Annotated in this window: 10 protein-coding genes; all 10 read right to left on the reverse strand. The window is 53.2% G+C overall.

Going from position 1 to position 13,216, the window contains the following annotated elements; translation table 11 throughout:
• Nucleotides 1-490 precede the first annotated feature (490 nt).
• Complete coding sequence (locus tag JO965_RS26065; RefSeq protein WP_203445025.1) at nt 491-2,125, reverse strand: ABC transporter ATP-binding protein; 1,635 nt, start codon at nt 2,123-2,125, stop codon at nt 491-493.
• Nucleotides 2,122-3,060, reverse strand: a complete 939-nt coding sequence (locus JO965_RS26070; RefSeq protein WP_246777004.1) for an ABC transporter permease — start codon at nt 3,058-3,060, stop codon at nt 2,122-2,124. The genes JO965_RS26065 and JO965_RS26070 overlap by 4 nt, the downstream gene beginning before the upstream one ends.
• 3 nt (nt 3,061-3,063) lie before the next feature.
• A complete protein-coding gene (locus JO965_RS26075; protein ID WP_203445026.1) occupies nt 3,064-4,020 on the reverse strand; it encodes an ABC transporter permease in 957 nt (318 codons plus the stop codon).
• Nucleotides 4,021-4,105: 85 nt separating this feature from the next.
• Nucleotides 4,106-5,665, reverse strand: coding sequence for an ABC transporter substrate-binding protein (locus JO965_RS26080; protein ID WP_246777005.1), 1,560 nt, complete (start codon nt 5,663-5,665; stop codon nt 4,106-4,108).
• Between the two features lie 93 nt (nt 5,666-5,758).
• A complete protein-coding gene (locus tag JO965_RS26085) occupies nt 5,759-7,102 on the reverse strand; it encodes a CapA family protein (RefSeq protein WP_203445027.1) in 1,344 nt (447 codons plus the stop codon).
• A 56-nt stretch (nt 7,103-7,158) separates the two neighbouring features.
• A complete protein-coding gene (locus JO965_RS26090) occupies nt 7,159-8,274 on the reverse strand; it encodes a succinylglutamate desuccinylase/aspartoacylase family protein (protein ID WP_203445028.1) in 1,116 nt (371 codons plus the stop codon).
• Nucleotides 8,275-9,247: 973 nt separating this feature from the next.
• Complete coding sequence (locus JO965_RS26095) at nt 9,248-10,339, reverse strand: ABC transporter ATP-binding protein (RefSeq protein WP_203445029.1); 1,092 nt, start codon at nt 10,337-10,339, stop codon at nt 9,248-9,250.
• Between the two features lie 4 nt (nt 10,340-10,343).
• Nucleotides 10,344-11,195: an ABC transporter permease gene (locus tag JO965_RS26100; RefSeq protein ID WP_203445030.1), complete on the reverse strand. Its 852-nt coding sequence runs from the start codon at nt 11,193-11,195 to the stop codon at nt 10,344-10,346.
• Complete coding sequence (locus JO965_RS26105) at nt 11,195-12,049, reverse strand: ABC transporter permease (RefSeq protein ID WP_203445031.1); 855 nt, start codon at nt 12,047-12,049, stop codon at nt 11,195-11,197. The genes JO965_RS26100 and JO965_RS26105 overlap by 1 nt, the downstream gene beginning before the upstream one ends.
• A gap of 48 nt (nt 12,050-12,097) precedes the next feature.
• Nucleotides 12,098-13,180 (reverse strand): PotD/PotF family extracellular solute-binding protein, encoded by a 1,083-nt coding sequence (locus tag JO965_RS26110; RefSeq protein WP_203445032.1) that lies wholly within the window; start codon nt 13,178-13,180, stop codon nt 12,098-12,100.
• Between the last annotated feature and the right edge of the window lie 36 nt (nt 13,181-13,216).

Below are 13,216 nucleotides of genomic sequence, written 5' to 3' on the forward strand. Positions count from 1 at the left end.
GCTGAACTAATGCGGTTTCCAGGAGGTTGCACATGCACAGAAGCTTGCGATTCTCACCTCTGATCCCGCCTCGTCTGATCGTGGATCAAGTCCACGCCGATCCACCGCAAGTGACGATCACTTGCCGAGTTGATATGGCATCTACCTGCAAACCGGTGGAAGAATTTCTTCCACCTATGCTCAGAGATAGGTAGAGCACGCTGTAACGAAGGGATTCGGCGCTGAGGTGCCGAGCGTCGTATGGATTCTGATCTGGCTGTATTCTTGCCTCCGCTCAATCAATCCTGTCTCTTCCGTCATCCATCAGAAAGGAGAACGGAGAAGTCCGTTCGGAGATGGTTACGAAGCGCTCTGTTGCATCCATTGGCCGTGGGATTTCTGAGCTGGGCGAAGTCTCGATGGAGTTCAGATAGGTGGATCGATCCAGCGTCTAGCCGGTGAAACGCGAGCGATTCCCCTATAAGCTCCTCGGCTGCGGCCCCTAGCAATTTCATGAATAGGATGCGGCCAGCGACGCCCGTTTTCTAGCTTGAATTGTGGGATCAGGCACAGGAACGGAACCAATCAAAAGCCGGGTATATTCATGCTTTGGAGCTGACAGCACTTCGCTGGTCGAGCCAAGCTCCAAAAGCTCGCCATTGCGCAGAACTCCCACGCGGTGTGATATTGCTTCAACCACGGCCAGATCATGGCTAATGAATAATGCGGCAAAGCCCAGTTCCTTTTGTAAGGCCCTGAAAAGCTCCAGCACTTTGGCCTGGATCGAGACATCGAGGGCTGAGGTCGGTTCATCGGCAACAATAAATTCGGGGTTCAACGCCAGCGCCCGCGCGAGACCGACTCTTTGCCGCTGACCGCCCGAGAGTTCACCAGGGTACCGCGCAGCCATGTGACTTGGCAGTTGTACCTGATCAAGTAACTCGAGCACCCGCGCCCTGAGAGCCGGTGCTGATGGCATGGCGCGGTGCACCCGCAGCGGCTCAGCGATACAATCAAAAACCGTCATAAAGCGGTTAAAGGATGAGGCTGGATCCTGAAATACAAATCCTGTGCGTCGGCGTATCTCCCGTAGAGTCTTGCCGTTGGTAGCACGCAGATCCGTACCGAAAAGTCGCATTGCGCCACCAGTCACCGGTGAGAGCCCAACGACGGCGCGACCAATCGTACTCTTGCCCGAGCCGCTTTCGCCAACAAGCCCCAACACTTCGCCGGCCGGAATGTCAAAGGTGACCCCCTTGACCGCGGGCGCTGGAGTAGTGCCGAAGCGGCCAGGATAGGTAATCTCCAGGCGTTCAGCTTCAAGGACGAGCCGCTCCCGGGTGACCACACCCTCCTTCGCTGTCTCCTGTCCCAGCCGAGGTACAGCGGCTAATAGCCTGCGGGTATAGTCGGCTTTCGGCGCCGCAAAGAGCACAGTGCTAGGTGCTTCCTCAACAATGCGGCCCTGGTACATTACCGCCACCCGGTCGGCCAGGTCTGCCACTACACCCAGGTTATGGGTGATAAGCAGTATTGAACTGCCCAGTTCATCCCGGCAACGCCGCAGCAGATCGAGAATGCCGGCTTGGACTGTCACATCCAGAGCTGTGGTCGGCTCATCGGCAATGATCAGCGCCGGACGGAGCGCCAGCGCCATGGCAATCACGACCCGCTGTTTCTGGCCGCCGGAAAGTTGGTGCGGATAGGAATCTACCCTCGTCTCGGGATTCGGGATACCAACATCACGCAGCAACTCGATTGCTCGAGCGCGGCAGGCTCGTGGGTCACGCATGCCATGCGCCTTCAATCCTTCCGCAATCTGCCAGCCGATGGTGAAAACCGGATTGAGCGCGGTCGAGGGTTCTTGAAACACCATGGCAGCGGCTCCGCCGCGCAGCCGCTTGAGATCGTTCGGCGAGGCTGTCAACACATCCTCTCCGGTCAAGCTGATGCGTCCGCCGACCGTTGCGCCCTCCGGAAACATCTTCAGGATTGAGCGGGCAGTGAGTGATTTGCCCGAACCGCTCTCGCCCACCAGGGCCAAGATCTCACCCGGTTGCAGTTCCAACGAAACACCGCGAACAGCCTCGATCGCGCCATGGCCGAAAGAGATATTTAAGTTCTCGATAGAAAGAGGGACAGTCATACTGGCTCTCCATTTCTGGACCGTGGTGAGACAAGGTTAAAGAGCCTTCTGATCATGCCTACTCCCGGTTGAGCGCGCATACTTGGATCCACTAGGTCGCGCAGACCGTCACCGATAAGGGTCAGGGCGACTACAGTCATCACAATGGCCGTACTGGCGAAAAGAACCATGTAGGGCGCCTTCGCGATTGCCGCTTTGCCGTCATAAAGAATGTTGCCCCAGCTAGGGCCGGGCGGAGGAACCCCCGCGCCCAGAAAGCTCAACGCGGCCTCGATCACGATCGTCTCGGCGAAGATGAAAGTTGCCTGTACCGCCAAGACCGACAGCACATTGGGAAAGATGTGCCTCACCATGATGTGGAGATTGCTGGCTCCCATTGCGACGGCCGCTTCGACGAAGGTCTCGGAACGAAGCGCCAGTGCGCGAGCGCGCACCAAACGGGCAATTCCTGGCACGAATACAATGGAGAGCGCGATCAAAAGATTGCTAAAGTTTGGGCCGAAAGTCGCTGTCAGCGCCACCGCAAGCAAAAGGGCTGGAATGGCCATCAATCCATCGCAAATTCGCATGAGCACATGGTCAAGACTACGAGAAAAACTCGCCAAAATTCCTATCCCCACACCGACCGCGGCGGCCATGAGCGTCACACTGGCTGCGAGGCGAAGCGAGGTCGAGGCACCGGCCAAGATGCGCGCAGCCAAGTCGCGTCCGAAGTTGTCGGTTCCGAGAAGATGCGCGGATGAGGGGGGTTTGAGCCGGTTCAGAGGATCGACGGATAAGGGATCTAAGCCCAGCAAAGGCGGGAGCACCGACGCGGCGAGAGCCATACTGCCGATTATGCCAAAGCCGATGAGCAGCCGAGGGTTGTGGATCGCGCGGGAAAAGGTGCTGCGGTGCTGTCCAGTAATCGTATTGATGGTGACTGTCATAGCCATAATTCACTTCGCTCCTGCGCCAAGTCGAACCCTGGGATCGATCAGGCCGTAGAGCAGATCTACCAACAGATTAAGACCGAGATAAATGCAGGTCAGGAACAGGACGACGCCTTGCAAAACAGGATAGTCCCGCCGCACGATGGCGTTCACGAGCAGTGAGCCGATTCCAGGGATATTGAAGATTGACTCAGCTACCACCGCACCGGTAACCAACGAAGCGAAGCTCAACCCGATCATTGTGATGATCGGAAGGCCGGCATTGCGTAGGACATGGGCGAAGAGCAGACGGTTCTCACTGACTCCACGCGAACGGGCGGCGTCGACATATTCTGATTTCAACACGTCAAGCACCGACGCACGTACTGTACGGGTGATCACGGCTGCGTTAATCGTGCCAAGAGCTAGTGCGGGCAGGACGAGATAGCGCAAACCACCCCATAGATCGCTGAAGGGATCGCGATAACCCGCCACCGGCAACCATTGCAGCCAGACTGAGAAAACGATCACCAGAATGAGACTGAGCACGAAGCTCGGAAACGTGAGGCCAATCAGCGTAAATCCCGCAACACTATGGTCGAAGAGCGAGTCCCGCCTGCGCGCTGCCATTGTGCCCAAAGGTATAGAGATCAAAAGCGCATAGACGATTGCCAACACCGACAGCTGCACGGTAGGTAGAAAGTTCTGCCCGATAGCATCCGCGACCGACTTGTTGAGGAAATAGGAAGTCCCTAGATCGCCATGAGCGACTCTTGAGATCCAGCTGAGATAACGAACCCAAAACGGATCATTCAGTCCCATGCTGTCGCGCAGCTTCTGGACATCTGCCTCCAGCGCTTCTGGCCCAAGGATAATGCGCGCCGGATCGCCGGGGGTATACCAAGCAATCGAAAATATGACGATCGACGCGACAAGCAGAACGGGCAGGAGTGCTCCGACCCTGCGCAGAAAGTAAGAAAACATGACTTCCTCCCCAGTGAGGATGCGGTGCCGCCCTCATCTCGAGGGCGGCATCTTTGCAAGAGCGCAGTAGCGCCTAGGCCATCGTTCAGTTGTTCAGGCGAGCTGTCCACCAGATCGGTTCGTTTTGGATCTGAATTGCCTGAACCTTCCTTGACATGCCAAAGGCATAATCGATTTCGCCGACTCTCACGGATGGAATGTAGTTTTGGTTCCAGGCTTCAAGCTTACGATAAAGGTCTTGCGCTTCACTCATCGTGCCAGCCTTGCGGAACTTGGCGAGAATGTCTTCGAGTGCCGCATCTTGAGGCCCACCGGGGAAATCCTTATTGAGAAAGATCAGCTGCGTTGGATCAGTTTTGGGAACAGAACTCAGCGCGATCAGATCCCAGGCTTTCCCAGCACGTACCTTAACGAAAGTCGGCCAGTCGTAGCTTTCAACCTTGACGTTCAGCCCGAGGCTCTGCAACTGTTGCTGGATCACGATGGCGGCATTGTACATTTCGGCGAAGTCACGCGTGGTGATGAAGACCAATTCCCTCCCATCATAACCCGCCTCTTTAAGCAGTTCCTTGGCCTTGGTCGCATTAGCAGGATTGAATTCAGTTTCGCCCACCTCTGTCGTCCACTGCTTCTGGTCCAGCATCATTAAATGATTGTTCAATCGGAAGAATCGTGGATCTACTGCTGCTGCTGTCAGAATCGACCGGCGTTCAAGGCCGATATTGACCGCCTCGCGTGCCCGCTTGTCCTGAAAAATTCCGGATTTGCTGTGATTGAATCCTAGGTTGAGCATCGTGGCAGGGTAGGAGTCGAGCTGCAGCCTGTCATCCTGCTGGACTTCAGTTATGCTTTCAAAAGCCAGTGGGTTGACGATATCGTACTCCCCCGTCGACAGGCCCAGAGTACGAGTAGATTCGTCCGGAACGATTTCGATCCTCAGCTTGCTGAACGCCGGTGTGTGATCCCCCGCCGTGCCGCTTTGTTTGCCGCCGAAGGAGGTGTATCCGTCGTAGCGCTCCAACTCCATCATGCGATCTACCTGCCATTTGACCAAGCGAAAGGGACCGGTTCCGACGATTTTGGTGGCAGGCTTGTCCCCTGCGGCGGCAATGACCGCGGCAGGCATGATCACCGCACTTTGCGCAAATCCCAGTGCTAACGTATCCAGCACATTGAACCGTGGCGAAGGCAAATTCAGCACAACCGTGTTCCCTCCCTCGGCGCGCCAGGTCGCTCCCTGGAAAACATTCTTTCCGGGTAATGAATAGGTCCCCCAGCGTTCAAGCGACGCAATGACATCATTGGGTGCTAACGGCTGACCATCGTGGAATTTAATGCCGGAACGCAAGGTGAAGCGATACGTCCGGCCATCTTCGCTGGCGCTCCAGCTTTGAGCTAGTCCGGGCTGGATTTTCATATCCGCATCCAGCGTCAGGAGCGTTTCGAAGATGTTACGAACAAGCGTGTTTGTTAGAGTAGAGGTGGTTACATGCGGGTCGAGGCTGGGTGGCTGAGAGCCGTAGGCGACTACCAGGGTGTTGTTCTCTGCTGCCGTTGTTGTACCGGCAAACGCAAAGGATACTAGCGATAGTATTGCCGCAGGCAATGACTTGCGTATGTGCTTTAGGTGTAACATGATATTCATTCCTCTCTTCGAAGGTTATTGCTTATCCGCGACAGATTAGCTGGAGTTTCCTCCCTTGATACTCAGTGATGTAAGGTACTACTCCGTTGCCTTCTAAAGTTGGACATACGCTAGATTACCATTGGAGACATAGCGTGTTGGGCTTTTGGCCAAATGGCAGGTCTCCCCATTCCGCACGAGCTTGGTCCCAAACGGCTGAGAGAGTGCCGAAAAATGGTCGAGAATGGCGGATGCTGTTTCACCCGAAGCCAACCGCGGCCTGCCGCGGCGATGACGAGCTTCGCCAAGACCTAGGGATACGGGGTGGATCGTCAGCGAAATGAGTTCATGATCATGAAATTCGCAGACCGGCAATACAGTCTGCCAATACCGAGGAGATGCAGGAAATCCAATGAGATCATCCTTCGTTCTCTGTTGGTAGAGCGCACCAGGCGTAAGGCTTTGATCCACGCGGAACCAATCGTACGAATCTGCAGGCAAACGCTGCACGAGCTCGTTCTGGCCAATGAAATTTCCGAGGCCATGAAATATTGGCTTCTGCTTGTATATTTCGAGGCCTCTGAGAACGTGCGGGCCATGACCTACAATAACGTCGGCCCCTGCATCGATGGCAGCATACGCGAACTCGGTCATCAGTTCAGCGGGATCCTCTTCCCTCTCTCCTATCTCGTGAGTGTGGATGCTTACCAAGACGATATCTGACATCCGTCGGGCCTCTTCGACCCAAAGCAGGATTTCCTGCAGATCTTGTTTATTTGCTTGTTGCAGATACTTCGGATAATCGCCTGCCCGAAAATTCATTCCGTTGAATGGAAAAACGTCGGCCGGTGCCTCATAGCCGAAGCCAAGATCAATATCTAAGCGCCGCAGTTGTTCGATGCCCAAATCCAGCGCGATTTTTTTGATTTGTTCGAGCTGTTCAGGCAACACCTGATATATATTCTCGACACGAAGTGGGTTGAGGCCTGGCCTTCCCTGCATGGCATGAGTCTGTCTGCTTGCCTGTTGCCCTCTTGCGAACGTAGAGGCGCAAGCAACCATTCCTATCGTTGCAGATGGTGTTGTGAAATAAGAAACCCGTCGTGCCTCCTCAAGATTCCGTCCACAGCCGGCGTGACAAAGTTTTCTGTCATCAAGTTGGTCGAGTGCGTATTCAAGACCGGATATACTGTAGTCCAGGCTATGGTTCGTGGCTGTTGCAAACAGATTGAAACCGGCTTCTACGAGCTCGTCGAGAATCCACGAGGGCGCTCCAAAGTGCGATCCTCCGCTGTCAAGTGCAGGATCTCCTCGATAATCGTTCGGTAAGACTTCGAGGTTGGTAAAGGCAGCATCAGCCTGCCGGATGAGATCGTATAAAGGCGTGACTTCCGGGTCTGTCTTGCTAAGCAATCGCCTCTGGATAATGCTATCGCCGGTCAGAGCTAGAGTTGTCATCTGATCATCCTTTGATTGACAATAGAGATTAGGAATCAGCTGCGAATGATCCGACTTTACGGAAACGGGTCGCCGGGTTCTGTAGGAAGCTCGGAGTCGCCGGCGATTGTTGCAATGGTGGCGCCAGGCACCGCGATTCTGCTGGCAACCCGTCCGAACATGATACCCGATGTGCGCGCTGCTACGGAGTTCCGCTCACCTGTTGCTGGGTTGAGGATTTGAGCAACTTCCTCACCGACGGCAATCTGGTCGCCGGGAGCTTTTGAAAATATGATCAGACCCGGCATGTTTGCTCGAACGAAGTCGACACAACCACGGGAGATGTTGCGCACCGGAAAATCAAGCTCGTGTACTCCGCGGGGCGTTAACACGCCAACGGTTTCCATGAAAGCGATAAGGCGCAGAGCATCATCTGTGGCAATGTCGTCCTGTACGTCCCTTGTACCACGATACTCAATTGTGGCAGCGAAACATCCGGTCATCGATGTATCGGATAAATGCTCTGCCACCATTTGCCATGGCAGGAAACAACTATCCTTAAATGTAAGGCCGCCATTAACGCCACCAACTGTAACCACGCTACCGATATGACGAGATAGGATATCTGCGGCCGGATGCTGATGGTCGCTAACAAAAGCGTAGACTCCGGCTTCGGAGTCACTATGCAAATCCAGCACGTAGTCTGAGTCGACAGCGAGACCAAGAAGAACCTGCTTCAGGCTATCGATTTCTGTCTTCGGGACTAGTTGATCAACAATTTCGCGCATGGCGCACTTAACGGTAGAGCGATCTACAACACCGCCGCTATTCTTTAGCTGTGTCAGGCGTTCGCCCAACAACAAGCTAATATCAGGGAAGTTGCGGTTGAAATTACCTCCGGTACCCAAATCCGATCGACCTGCATGATAGCCCTGGATCATTTGGGCAAGGCCAACTGGGTTAGCGCACGGCACCACGATAATCTCACCACGAGGTTCGTCATCGCGATCTCGGAGGAGTTGAACGAGGTGGTGCAGGATCAACATTCCAGGTGGTTCTTCAGTATGTAGCCCACCTTGGAGGTATACTTTGGGGCCATTACGTCCAGCACCAAAGCGATAGGCAACGATTTCACGCTGAGTACCAACCCACGAGACCGACAGTGGTATATGTTCTACAGTCGATAACATCATTCGGACTTTCTGTTGTACCTTTCGCATCACGCTGCGGATTGGTCCACACGCCATTGTTACAGCAGCGCTCTAGTTTGATATTACCTTTAGCGTTCGATCACACTGTGATCTCCACTACTGGACGAAGTATCTCCATCACGTCGTGGATGCTGTTGCTACTAGAAAGAAGCGGACGTAACTCGATTGCGCCCCCCCGACCAAGACGCAGCCTAGATGGCAACGGGTTTGTTTGTGTCGGGACAAAGATGCCAGTGATGGGCACGATCTAGTCGCTGCATGGTGAGGCAAACGCCTTTGCATTCAGGACCTAGGGGCTGCCGATCCCAACAGCATCGCCTCTATAACGGCGCGGCCGTCGGGTAGACCGTTACTCATTTCTAGCCTCCTTAGACCTGCTGTTTCGTTTGTTGCTTTTCTACTGGCAACGTTGCGAAGGGATTGCCGGCATGCACTAGGTTCATATCGCGCTAGTTCCCTTCTGGTTTTTCAAAATCAGAATGGGCAGCATGTTAGACATTGGCAAGCATACAATTTATATTGTTGCCATCTGGAGTTTAGATGGATAACTGCCGCCAGCCTTGCTCGGAGATCCGCGAAAGAAAGCGCTACATAGACAACGGTTCACCAGACGGCACCGTCAGCTCCGGACGACGCTCACCGTAGGTCTCCTGAACGATGGACATTTGCTCGGCGATCGTCCGGTGGCGGCGGCGTTGCGGTCCATCAAGGGTTTCAAGCTCGGGGGAGGAATGAGTCAATAAGCCAAACACTACTTCTATCTCTTAGCGAGGTGGGAGATCCTGTCCGGTCTATTCTGGGGCTACTTCAGGAGATAGAGATAGCCAAGCAACCGACGGCGACTACTCAACGCAGTAGGCGCTCGACGCGCCACCCGCGGTACGGCTAGAAAATCTCTGACGTGAACCTCGTCCCGTCTGTGGACACTGGTCGACTATCACAATCATAACCATGATCAGGTTTTGAACACGAGAACATCGGATGCTGCAAAGCTAATACGTACTGGTTGGCCCGGAATGATTGCCGGAACGCCACCGATATCCTTTCGGATTGCTAGCAGCCTAGTCTCACCCGGTAGGTCAACCACAACATGCACATCAGCCCCCAAAGGGGCGACGTCTACCACAAATCCTTCCAAGCAATTCTTGCCGAGTGCATCTCTCGCTACATTATTTGTTGCGTCCAGAATCTCGATATACTCCGGCCTGATGCATAGATCGACACTTCCGCGATGATCTGCCTGGGTTGAGCTTGTATAAATTTTCATCCCATTGCTGGTGATATACGAGCTAAGACTTCCACTTGATGGACCGCATCTCGTCGCGTGAAACCAGTTGGACCGGCCAATAAATTCCGCTACAAACCTGTTTGTGGGAGCCTTATAAATCTCTGTGGGCGAGCCGTACTGAACCACCTTTCCTGCATGCATGATTACGACTTCGTCGCCGAGGCTAAGAGCTTCCTCCTGATCGTGTGTAACGACAATCGTTGTCGCACCTACTGATCTGAGGATTTCCTTAAGCTCAAGGCGCAACTCAAGGCGTAGCTTGGCGTCAAGTGCGGATAACGGCTCATCTAGTAGAACGATTTGGGGGTCGGTTGCCAAGGCCCGGGCGAGTGCTACGCGCTGCTGCTGACCGCCGCTTAGCTGACTAGGATATCGGGCCTCCATGCCGTGCATACGCACGAGCGACAGCATCTGCGCGACACGGGAAGGTATCTTTGACTTCTGAGTTCTGCGGTATTTCAATCCGTAGGCGACATTCTGCTCCACCGTCATGTGCGGAAAGAGCGCATAGTCCTGGAAAAGAAGTCCAACATTGCGTTCATAAGGTCTGAGATGGCCAACGTCTCGCCCCGCGATCGACACAGTACCGCTGTTCGGCTCCGTAAACCCGGCTACCATGCGTAGCGTTGTTGTCTTCCCGCAGCCACTTGGGCCTAAGAGTGAAAGAACCTTTCCCTCTTCTATTGTCAAGGAAAGTCCATCGACAGCCAAAAAGTCACCGTATCGTTTGGTGACATCTTTCAGTTCAAGAACATTCATCTATTTAACCTCGATAAGATCCCTGACCGATAGCTCGCTCGAGACCGAGCACGCGATCAAGCACGATCAAAATGACGACGGTTAGCCCCATCAGAAAGACAGCGGCTGCAGCGAGAGTGAGATCAAAGTTCGACCGCATCAGACTAATGAGAGCGACAGGAAGCGTATACGTACTGAAGTCGCCCAAAAACAGACTGATCGTTAAATCGTCCATAGAGAACGCGAAGGCAAAGATCGCACCAGCGGCAATACTGTTCTTGGCGAGCGGCAAAGTAATCGTGAGAAAAGCCTGACGCTCATTCGCGCCAAGGCTCAGTGCAGCTTCACGTAGCGTGGCACTTATACCGAGGAGCCCAATCAATGTCATTCTGATTGTGAAAGGAATTGTGATGATAAGATGTCCGGCAACTAATTTCAGAAATGTCGGCAGGACATTTACTGCAGAAAATATCATCAGAAAGGCAAAACCGATGATAACTCCCGGGATCACTAAAGGCGAAAGGAAAGCTGTTGTGATAGGTTCCCGCCATAGCGCAGACATCCGACTGATTGCCAGCGCGGCTAGCGCTCCAATCGCGGTCGCAATGGCGGTCGCCGAAACTGCCAGCAACAAACTCGTCTGGAATCCCGCCCAGAGATAAACATTGTGAGCAAATTGTTCGAACCACTTTATCGACAGACTTGGCGGAGGGAATGGACCGAGATAATCCCGCGAGTCGAATGACATGAGTACAGTCATTATGACTGGCAGCATAAGAAACATTGCTGTAACTGCGATTACTGCTTTCAGGAGTGCCGCAAGGCTAGCATCAAGATTTCTTTTAGAAATAATCCCTAGGGGTCGTTTATTAGGCATCAGTGCTTCCTATCGAGTACGGCCGCCAATCTAGAGATTATCAGGATCAGTAGAATTGAGAGGATCATCATAACAATGGATATCGCAGCCCCGCTTGGGTAATTTGCCACTTCACTGAAACGACTATAGATAAGATTCGAGATAAACTGCACCTTGCCTCGGCCAAGAACCCAAGGGATGGCGAACGCGCTTATGCCAAATGTCATTGAGACCAAGAACGCAGAGACGATTCCTTTAATACACAATGGAATTGTTACCGAAAGATGAGACTCTACCGCCGAGGCACCAAGCGATTGAGCCGCCTCAGTCAAACGAGGGTTGAAGTCCAAAACCCCACTCATCATGATAAGTATAGACATCGGGATTGTATAGTGAAGCAGTCCAAATACGATAACAACGTTGATATAGGTGACGCTGTTCATGTTGATTCCGAAGAAGGATACGAGCGGCGCGAGTACACCAACAGAACCAAACGTGAGTTCAATCGCATAGATCCGAACTAATGCACTCAAGAACATCAGCCCTATAAGGGCCGACATCCAGATCTTGCGTACATTCTTAGATGCATTCCGGGCTATGTAGTAGGCTACGGGAAATGCAATGATGACAGCGGTGACGGACGCGCAGAATGCCAACACATAGGTTTGGGCGAAGTAGCGCACATAGGCTGAGTGGAAAAGCTCCGTGTAATTCTGAACTGTAAAGGGAGACCCCGCTACAGCGCCAATTCGACCTGGTGTAAATGTACGAAAGCTCTCATCGACAACCATAAATAGTGGCAGCAAGAGGAAGAGTATAAATACTGCTGCTGCTGGGAGCAGCAGCAGCAGCAGTTGGGGCTTAGAGCGTTGCATCGCTTCCTCCAGCCGGCGCGCCCTGCGCCATAGATTGCGCAGTTCTCCTCAAAGAAGAGGCTGTATTTCCTGCTCCCAGCGTTTCATCCAGGTATCGGCCTGTTGAGACATATAGGACCAGTCCGGAACGTAGGCGTGTTTACTCATTTCCTCATTGTTAAGAACAAAGATTTTAGCTCTGTCAGGAACCGGCGCCTTGATATTGGCCGGGATGGCCCCGACTATCTCATTGTATTCCCCATTAATCCTTGGGCTTAAAAGGAAATTCACAAGTTTGAACGCGGCTTGTGTATTGCCGCCCTTCAGTACGCTCCATCCCTCTTGTAGGTAGAACGTTCGGAATCCAGATTTCGGATCCATTTTGTTTAGCAACTTCATTTTGAAGTTTTTGCTCAACTCCGAGTAGGAAGAGTTACTCTGAAACGTTATCGCAGTCTCGCCGGAACTAATAGAATTGACAGTATCGGTATCTGAATTAGCAACTCGGCCGATATTTCCGCTTTGCGCTAGCTTCTTCATGAAATCCCACCCGGGTTCCATGTTTTTCTCATCCCCTCCTTTGTGCAGAGCCAGCGCTACGATTTGAACATTTTGGTTCAATGTAGGTATCGGGAAGCAAATCTTACCCTTCAGGCGAGGATCCAATAAGTCATCGAGGGTGGAAACCTCAAATGGAGTTTTATCAGCTCGATAGAACCAGGAGAGCGCTGTAACCGTGCGAGGAATATTGACAATGTTGCCGCTGTCATCCTTAACGAGCAACTGTGGTGGGACATCGACAAGGTTGGGGACCTTTTCCAAGGTGACCGGCTCCGCCCAACCCTCGCGGGCCACAACCTGCCACGACACATCCCATCCGGTGAGAACATCGATCCCAGGACGCGGCCACATGGCCTTGATTTTCGGCAGAATGGCTGCCGAACCACTGGTATGCAGTATCCAGTTGACACGAATATCAGGCTGTTTCGCGACCATCTCCTGCATTGCTTTGATGTAGCTTCCGCCCCATTCAACCACGGTAACCGCCTCGGCAGCATACGCCCCTGCTGATCGCATGAGCGAGACACCCGCGCCAAGCGCCGCAACTGAAGCTGCACTCTTTAGAAGGTTCCGGCGTGAAATCGTGAACATGATCGTTCCCCAGTTGTGTTAATGGCAAGTAACGAT

It is taken from the genome of Microvirga sp. VF16 (assembly GCF_016864375.1).
Taxonomy (GTDB): Bacteria; Pseudomonadota; Alphaproteobacteria; order Rhizobiales; family Beijerinckiaceae; genus Microvirga.

What these genes read in the sequence shown, in the direction of transcription:
- JO965_RS26085 (WP_203445027.1), bottom strand. Translation starts at nt 7,102, where the DNA reads ATGACAACTCTAGCTCTGACCGGCGATAGCATTATCCAGAGGCGATTG.
- JO965_RS26090 (WP_203445028.1), bottom strand. Translation starts at nt 8,274, where the DNA reads ATGATGTTATCGACTGTAGAACATATACCACTGTCGGTCTCGTGGGTT.
- JO965_RS26065 (WP_203445025.1), bottom strand. Translation starts at nt 2,125, where the DNA reads ATGACTGTCCCTCTTTCTATCGAGAACTTAAATATCTCTTTCGGCCAT.
- JO965_RS26105 (WP_203445031.1), bottom strand. Translation starts at nt 12,049, where the DNA reads ATGCAACGCTCTAAGCCCCAACTGCTGCTGCTGCTGCTCCCAGCAGCA.
- JO965_RS26075 (WP_203445026.1), bottom strand. Translation starts at nt 4,020, where the DNA reads ATGTTTTCTTACTTTCTGCGCAGGGTCGGAGCACTCCTGCCCGTTCTG.
- JO965_RS26080 (WP_246777005.1), bottom strand. Translation starts at nt 5,665, where the DNA reads ATGAATATCATGTTACACCTAAAGCACATACGCAAGTCATTGCCTGCG.
- JO965_RS26110 (WP_203445032.1), bottom strand. Translation starts at nt 13,180, where the DNA reads ATGTTCACGATTTCACGCCGGAACCTTCTAAAGAGTGCAGCTTCAGTT.
- JO965_RS26095 (WP_203445029.1), bottom strand. Translation starts at nt 10,339, where the DNA reads ATGAATGTTCTTGAACTGAAAGATGTCACCAAACGATACGGTGACTTT.
- JO965_RS26070 (WP_246777004.1), bottom strand. Translation starts at nt 3,060, where the DNA reads ATGGCTATGACAGTCACCATCAATACGATTACTGGACAGCACCGCAGC.
- JO965_RS26100 (WP_203445030.1), bottom strand. Translation starts at nt 11,195, where the DNA reads ATGCCTAATAAACGACCCCTAGGGATTATTTCTAAAAGAAATCTTGAT.